The sequence below is a fragment of the Streptomyces sp. NBC_01233 genome (assembly GCF_035989305.1).
In the GTDB taxonomy this organism is placed as follows: domain Bacteria; phylum Actinomycetota; class Actinomycetes; order Streptomycetales; family Streptomycetaceae; genus Streptomyces.
Genome location: NZ_CP108514.1, coordinates 5,239,650 through 5,255,856, shown reverse-complemented (window position 1 = coordinate 5,255,856; position 16,207 = coordinate 5,239,650). Strand labels below are relative to the sequence as shown.

17 protein-coding genes are annotated in these 16,207 nt (G+C 72.9%); 9 read left to right on the top strand and 8 right to left on the bottom strand.

The window, feature by feature from the left end; translation table 11 throughout:
- The first annotated feature begins 34 nt into the window (after positions 1-34).
- A complete protein-coding gene (locus tag OG332_RS25020; protein WP_327415583.1) occupies positions 35-1,114 on the top strand; it encodes a C40 family peptidase in 1,080 nt (359 codons plus the stop codon).
- 26 nt (positions 1,115-1,140) lie between these two features.
- On the opposite strand, the gene OG332_RS25015 is transcribed toward OG332_RS25020, so the two are convergent.
- A complete protein-coding gene (locus tag OG332_RS25015; RefSeq protein ID WP_327419361.1) occupies positions 1,141-2,214 on the bottom strand; it encodes an SAM-dependent methyltransferase in 1,074 nt (357 codons plus the stop codon).
- A gap of 155 nt (positions 2,215-2,369) precedes the next feature.
- Between OG332_RS25015 and OG332_RS25010 the strand changes: the two genes are divergently transcribed.
- Together OG332_RS25010 and OG332_RS25005 are read left to right on the top strand one after the other, a co-directional pair.
- Positions 2,370-3,572, top strand: a complete 1,203-nt coding sequence (locus OG332_RS25010) for a sensor histidine kinase (protein ID WP_327415582.1) — start codon at positions 2,370-2,372, stop codon at positions 3,570-3,572.
- A gap of 17 nt (positions 3,573-3,589) precedes the next feature.
- A complete protein-coding gene (locus OG332_RS25005) occupies positions 3,590-4,267 on the top strand; it encodes a response regulator transcription factor (RefSeq protein WP_327415581.1) in 678 nt (225 codons plus the stop codon).
- A 58-nt stretch (positions 4,268-4,325) separates the two neighbouring features.
- On the opposite strand, the gene OG332_RS25000 is transcribed toward OG332_RS25005, so the two are convergent.
- Entirely contained in the window at positions 4,326-5,693 is a 1,368-nt protein-coding gene (locus OG332_RS25000; protein WP_442816201.1) for a PH domain-containing protein, read from the bottom strand.
- A complete protein-coding gene (locus OG332_RS24995) occupies positions 5,690-6,181 on the bottom strand; it encodes a PH domain-containing protein (RefSeq protein WP_327415580.1) in 492 nt (163 codons plus the stop codon). Before OG332_RS24995 ends, OG332_RS25000 begins: the two co-directional genes overlap by 4 nt.
- A 31-nt stretch (positions 6,182-6,212) precedes the next feature.
- Here OG332_RS24995 and OG332_RS24990 point away from each other — a divergent pair, with 31 nt between their 5' ends.
- From OG332_RS24990 to OG332_RS24975, 4 genes are all read left to right on the top strand, one after another.
- Positions 6,213-7,355: an NADH-quinone oxidoreductase subunit D gene (locus OG332_RS24990; RefSeq protein ID WP_327415579.1), complete on the top strand. Its 1,143-nt coding sequence runs from the start codon at positions 6,213-6,215 to the stop codon at positions 7,353-7,355.
- Between the two features lie 64 nt (positions 7,356-7,419).
- The gene (locus OG332_RS24985) at positions 7,420-8,364 is read left to right on the top strand and encodes a nucleoside hydrolase (protein WP_327415578.1); all 945 of its coding nucleotides are present in this window, start codon (positions 7,420-7,422) and stop codon (positions 8,362-8,364) included.
- 84 nt (positions 8,365-8,448) lie between these two features.
- Complete coding sequence (locus tag OG332_RS24980; RefSeq protein WP_327415577.1) at positions 8,449-9,300, top strand: arylamine N-acetyltransferase family protein; 852 nt, start codon at positions 8,449-8,451, stop codon at positions 9,298-9,300.
- 29 nt (positions 9,301-9,329) lie between these two features.
- Entirely contained in the window at positions 9,330-9,545 is a 216-nt protein-coding gene (locus tag OG332_RS24975; protein WP_319726030.1) for a hypothetical protein, read from the top strand.
- A gap of 430 nt (positions 9,546-9,975) precedes the next feature.
- Here OG332_RS24975 and OG332_RS24970 read toward each other — a convergent pair whose 3' ends face one another.
- The gene (locus tag OG332_RS24970; protein ID WP_327415576.1) at positions 9,976-10,866 is read right to left on the bottom strand and encodes an NAD(P)-dependent oxidoreductase; all 891 of its coding nucleotides are present in this window, start codon (positions 10,864-10,866) and stop codon (positions 9,976-9,978) included.
- A gap of 116 nt (positions 10,867-10,982) precedes the next feature.
- On the opposite strand from OG332_RS24970, the gene OG332_RS24965 reads away from it, so the two are divergent.
- Positions 10,983-11,576, top strand: coding sequence for a TetR/AcrR family transcriptional regulator (locus OG332_RS24965; RefSeq protein ID WP_327415575.1), 594 nt, complete (start codon positions 10,983-10,985; stop codon positions 11,574-11,576).
- 39 nt (positions 11,577-11,615) lie between these two features.
- Here OG332_RS24965 and OG332_RS24960 read toward each other — a convergent pair whose 3' ends face one another.
- From OG332_RS24960 to OG332_RS24945, 4 genes are all read right to left on the bottom strand, one after another.
- Positions 11,616-12,605: a hypothetical protein gene (locus OG332_RS24960; RefSeq protein WP_327415574.1), complete on the bottom strand. Its 990-nt coding sequence runs from the start codon at positions 12,603-12,605 to the stop codon at positions 11,616-11,618.
- A gap of 108 nt (positions 12,606-12,713) precedes the next feature.
- Positions 12,714-13,691 (bottom strand): ABC transporter substrate-binding protein, encoded by a 978-nt coding sequence (locus OG332_RS24955; RefSeq protein ID WP_327415573.1) that lies wholly within the window; start codon positions 13,689-13,691, stop codon positions 12,714-12,716.
- Positions 13,692-13,723: 32 nt separating this feature from the next.
- Positions 13,724-14,392 (bottom strand): ABC transporter permease, encoded by a 669-nt coding sequence (locus tag OG332_RS24950; RefSeq protein ID WP_327415572.1) that lies wholly within the window; start codon positions 14,390-14,392, stop codon positions 13,724-13,726.
- 4 nt (positions 14,393-14,396) lie between these two features.
- The gene (locus OG332_RS24945) at positions 14,397-15,095 is read right to left on the bottom strand and encodes an ABC transporter permease (protein ID WP_327415571.1); all 699 of its coding nucleotides are present in this window, start codon (positions 15,093-15,095) and stop codon (positions 14,397-14,399) included.
- 149 nt (positions 15,096-15,244) lie between these two features.
- Here OG332_RS24945 and OG332_RS24940 point away from each other — a divergent pair, with 149 nt between their 5' ends.
- The gene (locus OG332_RS24940) at positions 15,245-16,207 is read left to right on the top strand and encodes an ABC transporter ATP-binding protein (protein WP_327415570.1); all 963 of its coding nucleotides are present in this window, start codon (positions 15,245-15,247) and stop codon (positions 16,205-16,207) included.

Sequence of the window (16,207 nt, the reverse complement as noted above, 5' to 3'; positions counted from 1 at the left end):
CGCGCCCGTCCCCAACCGCTCCGGAGCCCCCCGCATGACCGCCAAGTCGAAGAGCCGCACACGTTCCGCACTGCACGCGGCCACCGTGCTCGCGCTGCTGGCCGGCAGCGCCTACCTCACGTACGCGCTGCGCGCGCAGGAGCAGGCCAAGGCGCCCGCCGTCCAGGTCGTCGTCGACAAGGACATCGCGGCCGGCGCCGGCGCGAACGAGGCCGGCGCCCAGAAGTGGGAACGGCTCCGGAGCCCCGACCGGTCGGTGATGCGCGACGGCACCGGGCAGGTGCTGGCCACCTTCACCGACGGCGCCCGCACGGCCACCCTCACCGGGCCGAGCCGCACCTTCACCGAGCCGGCCAACACCACGACCCGGGTCGTGACCGAGAACTGGGTCCGCCTCATGCCGGAGCCGTGGAAGCCGGGCGCGGAGAACGAGCAGTGGTTCAAGGAGTGGTTCAAGAAGTACTTCGGGAGCCAGGAGGACGACGTCTTCGCGATGGCCTTCCAGTACGGCGACCAGGCCCCGGTGAAGAAGGACGCGCAGGGCACCTCGTACGCGGGTGACGCCTCCTTCGGCCCCCTCAACCCCACCGGCTCCGCCGGAAACGACCTGCGTCTGGAGCAGTCGGACTTCTACGACTACCTCGGCACGCCGTACGTCTTCCGCGACGGAACCAAGAAGCAGCCCCAGACGGCCCGGTACCGGTCCATGGACTGCTCCGGCTTCGTCCGCACCGTCTTCGGCTACCGGGCCCGCTACCCGCTCCTGTCCGACGACAAGCCCGGCTCCGGCCTGCCGCGGACCGCGAACGGCATGGCCCGCTCCGCCCTGGGCGCGGACGTCCTCCCCCTCAAGGGCGTCGGCGCGCAGGACCGGCCCGTCTCGATCGACGTGATCCAGCCGGGCGACCTGCTGTTCTTCAAGCTCGACGCGCGTACCAAGGACCGCCTCGACCACACGGGCATCTACCTGGGCACGGACACCGACGGGCACAAGATCTTCATCTCCAGCCGGGAGGAGGCCAACGGCCCGACCATCGGCGACAAGGGCGGTACCTCTCGCCTCGACGGCAACGGCTACTACGCGACGACCCTGCGCAGCGCGAAGCGGCTCTAGCGGGTGCACTCGCCTCCGGGCGGGTGTCAGCTCCCGCCGTCCCCGCCCCCCGGCCACGGCGGGATGCCGACCGGCTGGACCAGCCAGCCGAAGGCGCCCAGGCCGGAGCGGGACGTGAGCTCGGCCGCCTCGCCGGCCGAGGCCAGGGCCCGGACGTAGGCCGCCGGATCCGCCGAGGCCAAGGCCAGCGGGGGCCGGGCGCCCGAGACGCCGAGGGCGGTGAGCGCCTCGCGCTGGGTCAGCAGGACCGAGTCCGGGCCCGCACAGGAGTCCAGCGCCACGTGCGCGGTGACGTCGCAGCTGCCGTCCGGGACGGGCGGGACCTCCCGGCCCGCGCGGAAACCCGTCAGCGTGCCGTACGGCGGCCTCGCGTCGCGGGTGTGGGCGTAGTCCACCGCCACCGCCAGCCCCCGCTCCAGACTCGCCACGGCCGCCGCCCAGGCCTCGTCGCGCGCCCGGCCGATCTCCGCCCGACCGATCTCCGCCCGACCGATCTCCGCCCGACCGATCTCCGCCCGACCGATCTCCGCCCGACCGATCTCCGCCCGACCGATCTCCGCGCCGCCGGCCTCCGCGCCGCCGATCTCCGCGCCGCCGGCCTCCGCACCGCCGCCGGGCCACCACCGCTCCAGCCAGGCCCGGTCCACGCCGTCCAGCGGCCCGCCGGGGCTCTCCGTACCGTCCGGGGCGACCAGGACGTAGCGCCCGTCCTCCGCGATCTCCAGCGGCACGTTGTCCAGCCACTCGTTGGCGAAGAGCAGCCCCGTCGTCCGTTCGGGTGGGGCCGCGACCCAGCGGATCCGCGGGTCGAGCCCGGCGGGCCGCTCCGCGCGCTCCACGGCGTACGGGACCACCCGCGCGGCCGTCTCCGGGTCCAGCGCGGCCAGCACCCCGGCCAGCAGCTCCCCGCGCCCGGCCCCCACGTCGACCAGGTCCAGCCCCCGCGGGTGCCCGAGCTCCGCGTCCACCCACCGCAGCAGCCGGGCCACGGCTCCCGCGTACAGCGCGGAGGCGTGCACCGAGGTGCGGAAGTGTCCGGCGGGCCCGGGCCCGCCCGGGCGCACGTAGAAGCCGCCGGGCCCGTACAGGGCGGCGTCCATCGCGTCGCGCCACCGGACCGGAGTCGTATGTCCCACCTGGGTGCTCACCCCACAAAGGTTAGGTTCACCCTCCACCTTGCGGAGTACGCCCCTGTTGCCAGGTTCGAACCTCTGGTTGACTCCAGCACCTATCACCGTTCCCTACTCTGGGTTACGTGCAACGCCTCTACGACTTCCTCCGCAGACACCCGACGGGCGTCGACAGCTTCTGGGCTGTCCTCTTCTTCGGGGTCTCGATGCTGAACGTCGTGGGTGAGCCCGACATCGGCAAGCCCCTGAAGGTCGCCGCCGTCCCCGTGGTGATCGCGCTGAGCGCGGCCGTGGCCCTGCGGCGCAAGTGGACGCAGGCCATGTTCTGGCTCACCCTCGGGGCGGGCGTCTTCCAATTGCTCATGGGGATCGTCGCCGGGGTCTACGACCTCGCGATGTTCGTGATCCTCTTCACGGTCGCCGCGAGCGAGGTCCCGCGCTGGGTCTCCCGCACCGCGCTGGGCTGGGGGCTGGCCGCCGCGCCGCTGTACTTCGTGCGCTTCGGCGTGGACAAGGGCAGCAACGACGTCGACAACGTCCTCTTCGCCGTCTTCATGATCATCCCCTTCGTGCTGGCCTGGGTGCTGGGCGACTCCCTGCGCACCCGCAGGGCCTACTACGCCCAGCTGATCGAGCGGAACCAGCGGCTGGAGAAGGAGCGCGAGGCCCAGGCCAAGGTGGCCGTGGCCGGCGAGCGCGCCAGGATCGCCCGCGAGCTGCACGACGTCGTCGCGCACAACGTCTCGGTGATGGTGGTCCAGGCGGACGGGGCGGCGTACGTCATGGACGTGGCCCCCGAGCAGGCCAAGGAGGCCCTCCAGACCATCTCCGGCACCGGCCGCCAGGCCCTCGCCGAGATGCGCCGGCTGCTGGGCGTCCTGCGCACCGGCGAGCCGCAGGAGTCCGAGGACTACGTGCCGCAGCCCGACGTCGAACAGATCGAGGTCCTGGTCGAGCAGGTACGGGCGGCCGGGCTCGCGGTGGACTTCGAGGTCGAGGGCGCGCCGCGGCGGCTGCCCAGCGGCGTCGAGCTGACGGCGTACCGGATCGTGCAGGAGGCGCTGACCAACACCCGCAAACACGGCGGCCCCGAGGCGAGGGCCAGCGTCCGGCTGGTCTACTTCGACGACGGACTCGGCCTGCTGGTCGAGGACGACGGCCGGGGCGCGGCCCACGAGCTGTACGAGGACGGCGGCGCGGACGGCGCCGGGCACGGACTGATCGGCATGCGCGAGCGGATCGGTATGGTCGGCGGAACCCTGGACGCGGGCCCGCGTCCCGGCGGCGGCTTCCGGATCAGCGCACTGCTTCCCCTGAAGAAGAGATGACGAGGACGAGGTAACTGATGTCCATCCGAGTGATGCTGGTCGACGACCAGGTGCTGCTGCGCACCGGCTTCCGGATGGTGCTCGCCGCCCAGCCGGACATGGAGGTCGTCGCCGAGGCGGGCGATGGCCTGGAGGCGCTGGAGGTGCTGCGGGCCACGAAGGTGGACGTGGTGCTGATGGACGTCCGCATGCCGAGGCTGGACGGTGTCGAGGCGACGCGGCGGATCTGCGAGCCGGACGAGCACCCGAAGGTCATCATCCTGACCACCTTCGACCTGGACGAGTACGCCTTCTCCGGCCTGAAGGCCGGTGCGAGCGGCTTCATGCTGAAGGACGTCCCGCCGGCCGAACTGCTGGGGGCCATCCGCTCGGTGCACAGCGGGGACGCGGTGGTCGCCCCGTCCACGACGCGTCGGCTGCTGGACCGCTTCGCGCCGATGCTGCCGACGACCACGCAGGAGCCGCAGAACAAGGACATCGAGCGGCTGACGGAGCGCGAGCGCGAGGTCATGCTGCTGGTGGCCCAGGGGCTGTCGAACGGGGAGATCGCGGCCCGGCTGGTCCTCTCGGAGGCGACCGTGAAGACGCACGTGGGCCGCATCCTGACGAAGCTGGGGCTGCGCGACCGGGTCCAGGTGGTGGTCCTGGCGTACGAGACGGGCCTGGTCCGCGCGGGCGGCGGCGGAGCGGCGTAGTCCGACCCCGCACGGCGTTCCCCCCGGGCTGCCGGCCCGGGGGGAACGCCGTGCGGGCTCACGCGCCCGGCTCCGTCATCCAGCGGTCCGGGCGGGCCGACGCACGGGAGGTGCGGGCCCGCACCGCCTGGGCGGCCAGCAGGACGGCGGCCTCGTCCGCCGCGCGCAGCCGGGCCGTGACCGTGCCGTTCGCACCGGTGTCCACGTGTACGTCGGCCAGACCGCGGGCGCGGGCCCACGGGCCCTGCGTGAGGCGGACGCTCTGCACCTTGGCGTGCGGGACGATCTCCGTACGGCGGCACAGGCGGCCGTGCCGGGCGGCGAACACCTCCGGGGAGACGGCCAGCGCGTAGCCCTTCCACCACACCGGGACCACCCAGCGCGAACCGGCCCGCGGGGAGCCGGAGAAGGACAGGGACGCCAGGTCCACCCCGGGCAGCACCCGGGCGATCACGGCGTACGCGGCGGCCCGCGAGGCCACCGGGACCAGGACCTCGTTCTTCGAGCCCGCCACGGCCAGTTCCACGCGGACCCGGTCGCGCCGCCGCCACAGCAGCGGCTCCACGATCCGTACGGTCTGCACGCGCCCCGGCGGCACGGTCTCGTGGGCCCGGTCCAGCATGCCGTGGTCCAGACGCAGCCCGTCCGGGGACTGCGCGACCCGCCAGTCGTACTCCGCGAGGAAGCGGCCCGCGGTGGCCGCCCAGAGCGCGCCGAGCAGCGGGAGCAGGGCGACGACGGCCGCCCACGGGCTGGAGCTGAACCACCACACGGCCACCGGCCCGACGACCCCGGCCGCGAGCGCCGCCAGGACGCCGAGGCTGAGCAGCAGCGACACGGCGAGCTCGCGCGGGCCGACGCGCAGCAGCTCCCGGTCGGGGGCCTCGCCCAGGCGCACCGCCTCCTCGGGGGCGAAGCCCGCCGCGCGGGCGAGGAGTTCGGCGCGCAGGGCGACGGCGTCCTGCTCGCCGAGGAAGGACAGCTGGTCCTTGTCGTCGGTGCCGATGACGTCGAGGCGCAGGCTGGCGACGCCGGTCAGCCGGGCCAGCAGGGGGCGGGTGACGTCCACGGCCTGGAGGCGGTCGAGCCGGATGTGCGCGGTGCGGCGGAAGAGCAGCCCGGTGCGGATGCGCAGTTCGGTGTCGGTCACGGCGTAGTGGGTGAACCACCAGCTCAGGAAGCCGTACCCGGCGAAGACGAGGACGACGCCGGCCAGTGCCAGCAGCCGCAGGAGGACGGACAGGTCCGCCATCCACTTCTGGGCCTGGTCGCCCTGCTGGGCGATCACGCCGACGGTCGCGGCGATCGGCACCCAGGCGCGGCGCAGCGGCGTGAAGGGGTGCAGCCGCCGTCCGCCCGCCGCGGGCTCGGCGGCGGCAGCGGGAGTGGCGGTCAGCGGGTCCTCGCCCGCCGGGCCCGAGGTCACAGGCCCGCCGACCGTGCTTCGCCGAGGGCGGTGAGGCGGTCGCGCAGCCGCTCCGCCTCGGCCGGCGCCAGGCCCGGGATCTTGGCGTCGGTGGCCGCCGCCGCCGTGTGCAGCTGTACGGAGGCCAGCCCGAAGCGCCGCTCCAGCGGGCCCGAGGTGACCTCGACCAGCTGCATCCGCCCGTACGGGACCACGGTCTCCTCCCGCCAGAGCACGCCCCGGCTGATCAGCAGGTCGTCCGCCCGCTCGGCGTACCGCCAGGACCGCCAGTTCCGGCCGAGCAGCACCCAGCCCCAGACCAGGGCGGCGAGCCACGGCACCCCGAGGAACGCCCACCACGGGCCGACCGTCAGTCCCAGTACCACGGCGGTCACGACGGCGAACCCCGTCGTCCAGACCACCAGCAGCAGCCGCCGCAGAGTGAGCAGCCCGCCCGGCAGCCCCACCCACACGGGCCCACCCGTCTCACCCTCTGTCCCCGTATCCATCCCTCCAGCCTAGGGCTGAGACAATGCCCGCATGACGGAGACCACGGTCGGCATCGGCGGAGCGGCGGAGAGCACCGACATGGTGCTCAACATCGGCCCCCAGCACCCTTCCACGCACGGCGTGCTGCGCCTGCGCCTCGTCCTGGACGGCGAGCGGATCGTCAGCGCCGAGCCCGTGGTCGGCTATATGCACCGCGGCGCCGAGAAACTCTTCGAGGCCCGCGACTACCGGCAGATCGTGATGCTCGCGAACCGCCACGACTGGCTGTCCGCGTTCTCCAACGAGCTCGGCGTGGTCATGGCCGTCGAGCGGATGCTCGGCATGGAGGTCCCCGAGCGGGCCGTGTGGATGCGGACCCTGCTCGCCGAGCTGAACCGGGTGCTGAACCACCTGATGTTCCTCGGCTCGTACCCCCTCGAACTGGGCGGGATCACCCCGATCTTCCACGCGTTCCGCGAGCGCGAGGAGCTCCAGGCCGTCATGGAGGAGATCTCCGGCGGCCGCATGCACTACATGTTCAACCGCGTCGGAGGCCTCAAGGAGGACCTGCCGGCCGGCTGGCTCGGCCGGGCCCGCGCCGCGATCGCCGACGTCAACACCCGCATGCACGTCTACGACGACCTGGTGCGCGGCAACGAGATCTTCCGCGCCCGCACCCGCGGCGTCGGGGTCCTGTCCGCCGAGGCGGTGCACGCGTACGGGGTCTCCGGCCCGATCGCCCGCGCCTCCGGCGTCGACTTCGACCTGCGCCGCGACGAGCCGTACCTGGCCTACGGCGAGCTGCAGGACGTGCTCAAGGTCGTCACCCGCACCGAGGGCGACTGCCTGGCCCGCTTCGAGTGCCTGCTGGAGCAGACCCACAACGCGCTCGACCTGGCCGTGGCCTGCCTGGACCGGATGGCGGAGCTGCCGCCGGGGCCGGTCAACCAGCGGCTGCCCAAGGTGCTGAAGGCGCCCGAGGGCCACACGTACTCCTGGACCGAGAACCCGCTCGGCATCAACGGCTACTACCTCGTCTCGAAGGGCGAGAAGACCCCGTACCGGCTGAAGCTGCGCAGCGCCTCGTACAACAACATCCAGGCCCTGGCCGTACTGCTGCCGGGGCAGCTCGTCGCGGACATGGTGGCGATCCTGGGCTCGCTCTTCTTCGTGGTCGGGGACATCGACAAGTAGCGACCGCGCGAGCGGCCCTCCGGCGGCAGACTGGGTGGTCCGCAGTCCGACGAGGAGGTCGCCCGTGCCCGTCCCGATCATCATCGACTGCGATCCCGGGCACGACGACGCACTGGCGATCATGCTGGCGGCGGCGAACCCGGCGGTCGATCTGCTCGCCATCACCACGGTCGCCGGCAACCAGACGCTGGAGAAGACCTCCCTCAACGCCCGCCGGGTGTGCACCGTCGCCGGGATCACGGACGTGCCCGTCGCCGCCGGGTGCGACCGGCCGCTGCTCCAGCGGCTGGCCGTCGCGGCCGACGTGCACGGCGAATCCGGGCTGGACGGAGCGCAGTTCCCCGAACCCACGGTCGACCTGGTCCCCGAGCACGCGGTGGAACTCATCCACCGGATCCTCGTGGAACACCCGGAGCCGGTCACCCTGGTCCCCACCGCCCCGCTGACCAACATCGCCCTGCTGCTGACCCGCTACCCCGACAGCGCCGCCCGCATCCGCGAGATCGTGCTGATGGGAGGCTCCACGGAGCGGGGCAACCGCACCCCGGCGTCTGAGTTCAACATCCACACCGACCCGGAGGCCGCGGACATCGTCTTCCGCAGCGGAGTACCGGTGACCATGTGCGGGCTCAACGTCACCCACCAGGCCCTGGCCACGCCCGAGGTCATGGCCCGCTTCGAGGGCCTCGGCACCGAACTCGGCGACATCTGCGCCGGATTGCTGGCCTACTTCGCATCGACCTACAGCCGGCTGTGGAACATGCCCCATCCGCCGCTGCACGACCCCGTCGCGGTGGCCCGCGTGATCGACCCGGCCGTCGTGGAGTGCGTGGAGGCGAACGTCACCGTGGAACTGCACGGCCGGTACACGCGCGGGGCCACCGTCGTGGACCTCCACCGGTACCTGGACCGCCCGGCCAACGCGAAGGTCGCCGTGGCCCTCGACGCCCGGCTCTTCTGGGACCACATGGTCGACGCCGTCGCGGCCCTCGGCAGGTCCCGCCCGTGACCGCCGGAGGCACCGGAGGCGAGGCACCGGAGGCACCGGAGGGAATTCCCGGGGACCGCACCCGTCGGCGCCTACGCCGACCGGATGATCTCTGACATATTCGACGGCTACCTGCGCCGGCTCGGCGTCATCGATCCCGGAGCCCCCAGCGCGGAAGGGCTGTTCGCGCTCCAGCGCGCACACCTGGAGCGCATCGCCTACGACAACATCGACATCCAGCTCGGCCGGCCGCCCGGCATCGACCCCGAGCTGTCGGCCCGCCGCTTCGCCGCCGGCCGCGGCGGCTACTGCTACCACCTCAACGGCGGCCTCGCCCTGCTCCTCGAAGCCCTCGGCTACGAAGTGACCCGGCACTCCGGCGGCGTGTGCGGCGATCCCGCCTCCCGCGAGGTCAGCGGCGGGCACCTCACCCTGACCGTCCGCGTCGACGGGAGCGAGTACTGGGTGGACGCCGGGATCGGGGACGGCCCGTACGAGCCGCTGCCGCTGCGCGAGGGCGCGTACGAGCAGGGCGGCCTGCGGTACCGGCTGGAGCGGCTGGATCCGCTGGAGGGCGAGGGCGAGGGCTGGAGCCTCCTCAGTCCCGACATGCACATGCCCCGGATGAACTTCCGGGACGCCCCGGCGACGACGGCCGGCTTCGAGGCCATGCACACCTGGCTGTCCACCGCCGAGGACTCGCCCTTCGTACGGACCTTCGCGCTGTTCCGGCGCGACGCGGAGGGCGCGGACGTGCTGCGCGGCCGCATCCTGACGCGGCTCGACTCCGCGAAGGGGACCAGCGAGCGGGAACTGGCCGACGAGGACGAGCTCTTCGAGGTCATCGGGAGCGTCTTCGGGCGCGACCTCGACGACCTGACCGCCGCCGACCGGGCGGCGCTGTGGGCCCGCGTGCAGCAGGCCCACGAGGCATGGCTCTCCGCCCGGCAGGGCTGATGTCGGCGGGGCAGGGCAGACTGGGGGCCATGTCCCACTCCCCCCGCCGGGCCTGCCCCGCCTGCGGCCGCGACTGCGCCGTCACCGCCGGCCGGATCGCCCGCCACGACCCCCCGGCCGGGCGCGGGCGCGGCGACCTGGTGTCCTGCCCCGGATCCCGGGCCCGGGTCGTGCTCGGCGCCTCCGCACCGACGCTGGACGGCTTCGTACTGCCCGAACACCCCGGCCAGCTGCCGCTGTTCTGAGGCCGCACCGGTCAACTGCGCCCGCAGCCCGGGACTTTCCCCTCGATCGGCGGGGGGCAGCGACGGCCGGGGCGCGCCCGCGTCCGCCGTCTTCTCCCTCTCCTGCTCCCTCACCGCCCGGAACCGGCTGCACCCGCTCCACGTGGACCCCGCGGAGGTCTTCCGCGCACCCTGTGCACAGGCTGTGGAAGACCTGTCCGACGGCAACCACCGGGAGCAGGACATCGTGGCCGCGCTCCCCGCGACACCTCAGGAGCTGCCGATCCGGCCCGCCGCGGAGTCCGCGCGAAGGTCGTCGACCAGGGGCCGGACGCCGCCCACTTCACCACGGCCGTCCGCTCGGCACCGCAGGCCGTCCGCTGGTTCGACTCGATCCGCCAGGACCCGTTCGGACTTGGGGCCCGGCCGGGCCCAGTCACCAGCATTGGGCCTAGGAGGGCTTGCCGGCGCCGCCCAGCAGCCCGATCAGCCGCGAGCTGCTGTCGGCGCCGAAGCCCGCGGCGACCCCGCGCCGGTAGAGCTCGGCGTGCGCGGCCAGGATCCCGGTGTCCACACCGGAGTCGGCGGCGGTGTGCAGGACGTGCTCGACGCTGGCGGCGCACATGGCGAGGCGCTCGTACTCGCCCCCGTGCTCGCCGGCGTCGACGAGCGGGGCGCCCTGGGTGTAGAAGCCGCGCATGCTGTCGGCCGTGTAGCCGGCGTAGGGCAGGATGTCGGCCGCCGTCAGCCCGTTGGCGCGGGCGACGGCGAGGGCCTGGTACCAGCCCGTGTAGGCGGTCCAGAAGAGGATCATGTTGAGCTGGTAGTACAGCTGCGCGTAGCCGGGGTCGACGCCCCGGTAGTCGGTGGCGGCGAGCACGTCGAGCGCGGCGCGGTGCTCCTCGTAGACCTCCTCCGGGCCGCTGACGAAGACGGAGGAACCCTCCTGCCCGATGCCGGTCGGGGGGACGTTGACCCCGCCGGTGAGGTAGGCGGCCCCGCGCTCCCCGGCCCACCGCGCGGCCGCGCGGGCCGCGTCCGGGACGTCCGAGGACAGGTTGGCGAGCACGCGGCCGGCGAGGTCGGTGTCACCGAGCGTGCCGTACATGGCCTCCACGTCGATGAGGCTGAGCACGGTCAGCCGGCTCGCGGCGACGGCCTCGCCGATGCCGACCGCCCGGCGGGCCCCGCGGGCCACGAGGTCGGCGTCCTTGCCCGCGCTGCGGTTCCAGACGGTGACCTCGTAGCCGGCGTCGAGGTAGGCGGCGGCCATCGCCCGGCCCATGGGGCCGAGACCGACGACGGTGACCTTGGTGTCCTGGGCAGTCGAAACGTGGTTCATGACGGAGTTCTCCCCTGCGACATGGTCTAGAACGAACGCTCTATCCAGCGATCGGGACGACCGTACCATCGACTAGAACGAACGCTCTATCCAGAATCGGCGGTAGGATCACGCCCATGGCAGCAGCAGGGACGAAGACAGCACTGGGAACGCGCGACCGACTGGTCCGCACCGCCTCCCGCCTCATGCAGCACGGCGGTTACGAGAACACCCCGGTCAAGCAGCTCGTCCGCGAGGCCGAGGCGACCCTGGGCTCGCTGTACCACTTCTTCCCGGGCGGCAAGCAGGAGCTCGCGGTGGCCGCGATCCACTTCGGCGACGAGGAGTTCGCCGGGATGCTCCGCAACGGACTGGCCGCCCACCAGGATCCGGCGGAGGCGGTCGAGGCCGTCGCCGTCCTGCTCGCGCAGGAACTGCAGGCCTCCGACTGGAGGGACGGCTGCCCGGTGACGGCCACGGCCCTGGAAACGGTCGGCCGCCTGCCGGAGATCCAGGCGGCCTGCGCCCGGGCCTTCGCCAACTGGCAGGAGCTGGTCGCCGCGAAGCTCCTGGCTTCGGGCTACCCGGAGCCGGAGGCGCGCGATCTGGCGGTCACCGTGATCAACACCCTGGAGGGCGCCGAGATGACCTCACAGGTCGCCCGGAGCCGCACCCCGCTCCTGGTGGCGGGCCGGCACCTGGCCCGGCTGGTGGCCTCGTACCGGGACTGAGCACGGGCCGGACGGGGACGGCGCGGCAGGGGACGGGTGCTACGAGATCGCGGTGCGCAGCCGGACCACGTCGATCGGCTCGGTCTCGTCGTGGGCCGTCAGGTCGATGACCTGGCCCACCGCACGGGTCTCGGCGGTCGCCGGCTTGAACTCCGGTCCGGGAACGTCCTTGGCGGACTCCGCCTTGTGGACCGCGAGGGCCTCGGCGCCGACCACGTCGGCCAGGTCCTCGTTCTGGACCGCCTCGATCACCGCACGGGCCTGCGCCGCGTTCTTGGTGCCGAAGAAGTCGAAGCCGCCCTCGACGCGGGAGGCCGTACGCCGCTGGGCCGCGTACGGGGCCACCGCCGCCGCCGGACGCCGAGCGGGGACCGAGGACGCGGGGGCCGAGGGCGCGGGGAGCGCCGACGCCGCGGCGGGGCCCGCGGGCAGCGCCGCCTGCGTCTGCGCCCTGCGGGCCAGCGCCCCCAGAGCCGCGTGGGCCCGGGCGTAGCCGACCGTGGTGGGCGCGCCCGCCGAGGTGCGCTCCTCGGAGACGGGCGGAAGTTCCTTCTGCGCGGCGGCCGGGGCCGCGGAGGCCTCGATGGCCAGCAGCCGGCGGCCCTCCAGGGCGCTGGCGCGCTCGGTCTCGGCGGTCGCGTACCGCCGCAGCAGCGCCGCGTGCTCCCCGCGCAGCCCGGCCAGTTCGACCCGCTTGGCACGCAGCTTGGCGTCGAGCCGGCCGCGCAGCACGCGGGCCTCTTCGAGGTCGGATTCGAGCTCGGCTATCCGCTCGTCCGTCCGCCACTCGTCCTTGACCCGCTCGCGCGCGAGCTCCGCGACGCGGCGGCCGGCCGACCGGTCCCAGGCGCGCATCACGACGGCGCCGCCGACCCCGGCGGCCGCGGTGAGGGCCACGAGGAGCCTCAGCGCCAGCGGTTCCGCGAGCAGCCAGGCCGCTCCGGCGCTGATGACGGACACACCTGCGACGGTCGTCGGCGTGAGCAGCCGGTGCAGGGGTTCGGGATTGCGGTGGCGTCCACGGGGCATGGCCCGAAATTTACAGGGCGTGGGGGTCCAGCGGGATACCCGCCCGGCAATCTCTTGTCGCTCTTCCCGGGCAGGTACTCCACATTCCTCCATCAACCCACGTGTCTTCTACTTCTTCAGAAGGCCCTTGGACTCCAGGTAGGCCTTCGCCACGTCCGCCGGCTTGGCGCGCTCCGCGTCCACCTTCCGGTTCAGGTCGACCAGATCGGCCGTCGTGAGGACCTTGGTCAGCTGGTCGAGGGCGGCCGCGACCTCGGGGCCGCCGGCATCCTTGGCGTTGACCACCGGGAGCACGTTGTCGGCGTTCTGGAGCTTCTTGTCGTCCTCCAGCAGGACCAGGCCGAAGCTGTCGAGCGTGGCGTCCGTGGTCGTGGTCAGCACGAGCTGGTCGGCGCCGTCCTTGACGGCCTGCTTGGCCTGAGGGGTGCCGACGCCCTTCGGGTCAATACCGGAAACCTGAATTCCGTATGCCTTCGTCAACCCCGGTGCGCAGAAGGGCCGTACGGAGCATTCGTCGCCCGCCGCGATCTTCACCTTCAGTCCGGACTTACCAAGATCGGAAAGCGTCTTCAGGTTGTTCTTCTGGGCGAATTCCCTGGTCACCGCGAATGCGTTCTGGTCGACCGCCCCGCCCGCGGACAGCGCCTTCAGCCCGAGCGGGGCGGCGAGCTTCTCCAGACCCGCCACCGTCGCCGCGACGTCGCTCGACGCCACCGGCTTCTCCTCGGGCGCCTTCGGGCCGTTCACCTTGGCGTTGAGGAACTCCGCGAGCGTGGCGGCGTACTCCGGGACGACGTCGATCTCGCCCTTCTCCAGCGAGGGTTCGTACAGTTCGCGGTTGTTGACCGTCTTGATCGAGGTGCCGTAGCCCGCGTCCTTGAGGACCTGCGCGTACAGCTCCGCCAGCACGTTCGACTCGGTGAACCCGGCGGCGCCGACGACCAGGCTGCCCTTGCCCTCCGCGGCCGGGGCCGACGAGCCGCCGTCCTTGCTCTTCTCCAGGCTGTCACCGCCGCACGCGGCCAGCGACACCGTCAGGGCCAGGGCGCCCAGGGACGCGCCGAGGACGCGCGTGGTCTTGGTCATGGAGTGACTCCGTTCGAGGGTGTGGACAGGATTCAGCGGTGGCCCGCGGCCCGCGGCAGCAGCCGGTCCGCGGCCACCAGCACGCCCTCCACCAGCAGGGCGAGCGCCGCCACCAGCAGGGCACCCGCGACGACCTGCGGGGTGTTGTACGTGTTGAAGCCGGCGGTGATGATCCGGCCGAGGCCGCCCTGGCCGACCATGGCGGCGATCGTGGCCGTGGCGATGACCTGCACCGCGCCCGAGCGCAGCCCGGTCATCACCAGGCCGCGCGCCAGCGGGAGCTCGACGCGCAGGAAGAGCTGGCCCCCGGACATGCCCATGCCCCGGGCGGCCTCCACCACCGAGCGGTCCACCCCGCGCATGCCGACGTACGCGTTCGTCAGCAGCGGCGGGACGGCAAACAGCACGAGCGCGGCGATGGTCGGCAGATAGCCCGCGTTGCGCAGCGGGGAGACCATGAACAGCGCCAGCACCGCGAAGACCGGAACGGCCCGGCCGATGTTGGAGACGTTGATCGCGAGGGCGCCGCCCTTGCCGAGGTGGCCGAGGTACAGGCCGACCGGAAGCGCCACCGCGCAGGCGACGGCCAGCGCGACCCCGCTGACGTAGGCGTGCTCGCCGAGCCGGTGCCAGACCCCGCTCTCCCCCGACCAGTTGGCGCCGTTCGCCAGCCAGTCCCAGGCCCCTCCCAGTACTCCCACGGCCTCAGGCCCCCTTCCCGGAAGCCGCCGGGCGGGCTCCGGCCCTGGTCCACGGCGTGAGCAGCCGCTGCATGCCCAGCAGCAGCAGGTCCGCCACGAGCGCGAGCAGCACGCACAGCACCGAGGCGGTGAGCACCTGGGCCTTGAAGGAGCTGTTCACCGCCGGGGCGATGAGGTTGCCGAGGCCCCCCTTGCCGACGATGGAGCCGACCGTGGTCAGCGCGACCATCGAGACGGTGGCGATCCGTACGCCGGCGAGCAGCGCGGGCAGGGCCAGCGGCAGTTCGACCTGCCACATCAGCCGCCCCGGCCCGTACCCCATGCCGCGCGCGGCCTCGCGCACCTCCTCGGGCACGGCCTCCAGGCCGGCCAGCACGTTGCGCACCAGGATCGTCAGCGAATACAGCACGAGCCCGGTCACCACCAGCGCCGCCGAGAGCCCGAAGACCGGCAGCAGCAGGGAGAACATGGCCAGCGAGGGGACCGTGTAGAGCAGCGTGGTGAAGGCGAGCACGGGCGCCGCCCAGTGGCGGCCGCGGCGGGCCAGCAGGGCGAGCGGCACGGACACGACGATGCCGATCAGGACCGACACGCCCGTGATCCAGATGTGTTCGACGGTGGCGTCGGTGAGTTCCTGGGAGCGGGAGGTGACGTAGTCCCAGCAGATCCAGTCGTTCGCCACCAGGCAGTTCTGCCCCGCCATGCACCTCACCCCCCATTTTCGAACACACGTCTTTCGATCACACAGTCACGATCGACCATAACCCGCACCACCCCCCATGGCCGGAATCCTTCGCACCGGAGCAACACGCCCTTCACACAACCGCACCGCGCGTGCGGAAGGATGGGACCGTGATCCGATTCGAGCATGTGACCAAGCGCTACCCCGACGGGACGACAGCCGTCGAGGACCTGTCCTTCGAGGTGGCGGAGGGCGAGCTGGTCACGCTCGTCGGACCGTCCGGCTGCGGCAAGACGACCACGATGAAGATGGTCAACCGGCTGATCGACCCGACCGCCGGCCGGATCCTGCTGGCCGGCGAGGACATCGCGGCCGCCGACCCGGTCGAGCTGCGCCGCCGCATCGGGTACGTCATCCAGCAGGTCGGGCTGTTCCCGCACAAGACGGTGCTGCAGAACACAGCGACCGTGCCGCAGCTGATCGGCACCCCGAAGGCCAAAGCCCGCGCCCGGGCAGCCGAACTGCTCGAACTGGTGGGGCTGGACCCGGCCGTGTACGGGGGCCGGTACCCGGAGCAGCTGTCGGGCGGGCAGCGCCAGCGCGTCGGCGTGGCCCGCGCACTCGCCGCCGATCCACCGGTGCTGCTGATGGACGAGCCGTTCGGCGCGGTGGACCCGGTGGTGCGCGAACGGCTGCAGAACGAGTTCCTGACGCTGCAGAAGACGGTGCGCAAGACGATCCTGCTGGTCACGCACGACCTGGAGGAGGCCATCCGGCTCGGCGACCGCATAGCCGTCTACGGGACCGGCACCATCGAGCAGTTCGCCCGCCCCGCGGCGGTCCTCGGGTCGCCGGCCACCCCGTACGTGGCCTCCTTCGTCGGCTCCGACCGGGGCCTGAAACGGCTCGCCGTCACCGCGGTCGAGGCGGCCGACCTGGCGGCCGCCGAGGGCAAGGCTCCCGCCGCGGCCGTGGAGCTGGGCGCGACGCTGCGCGAGGCGCTCGCCGCCCTGCTGCAGGAGGACTCGGGCCGGATCGGGGTCACCGACCCCGACTCCGGCGCCCTGGTCGGCGTACTGACCCCGGAGGGCGTGCACCGGGCACTGCGCCGGGCCCAGTTGCAGGACGCGTAG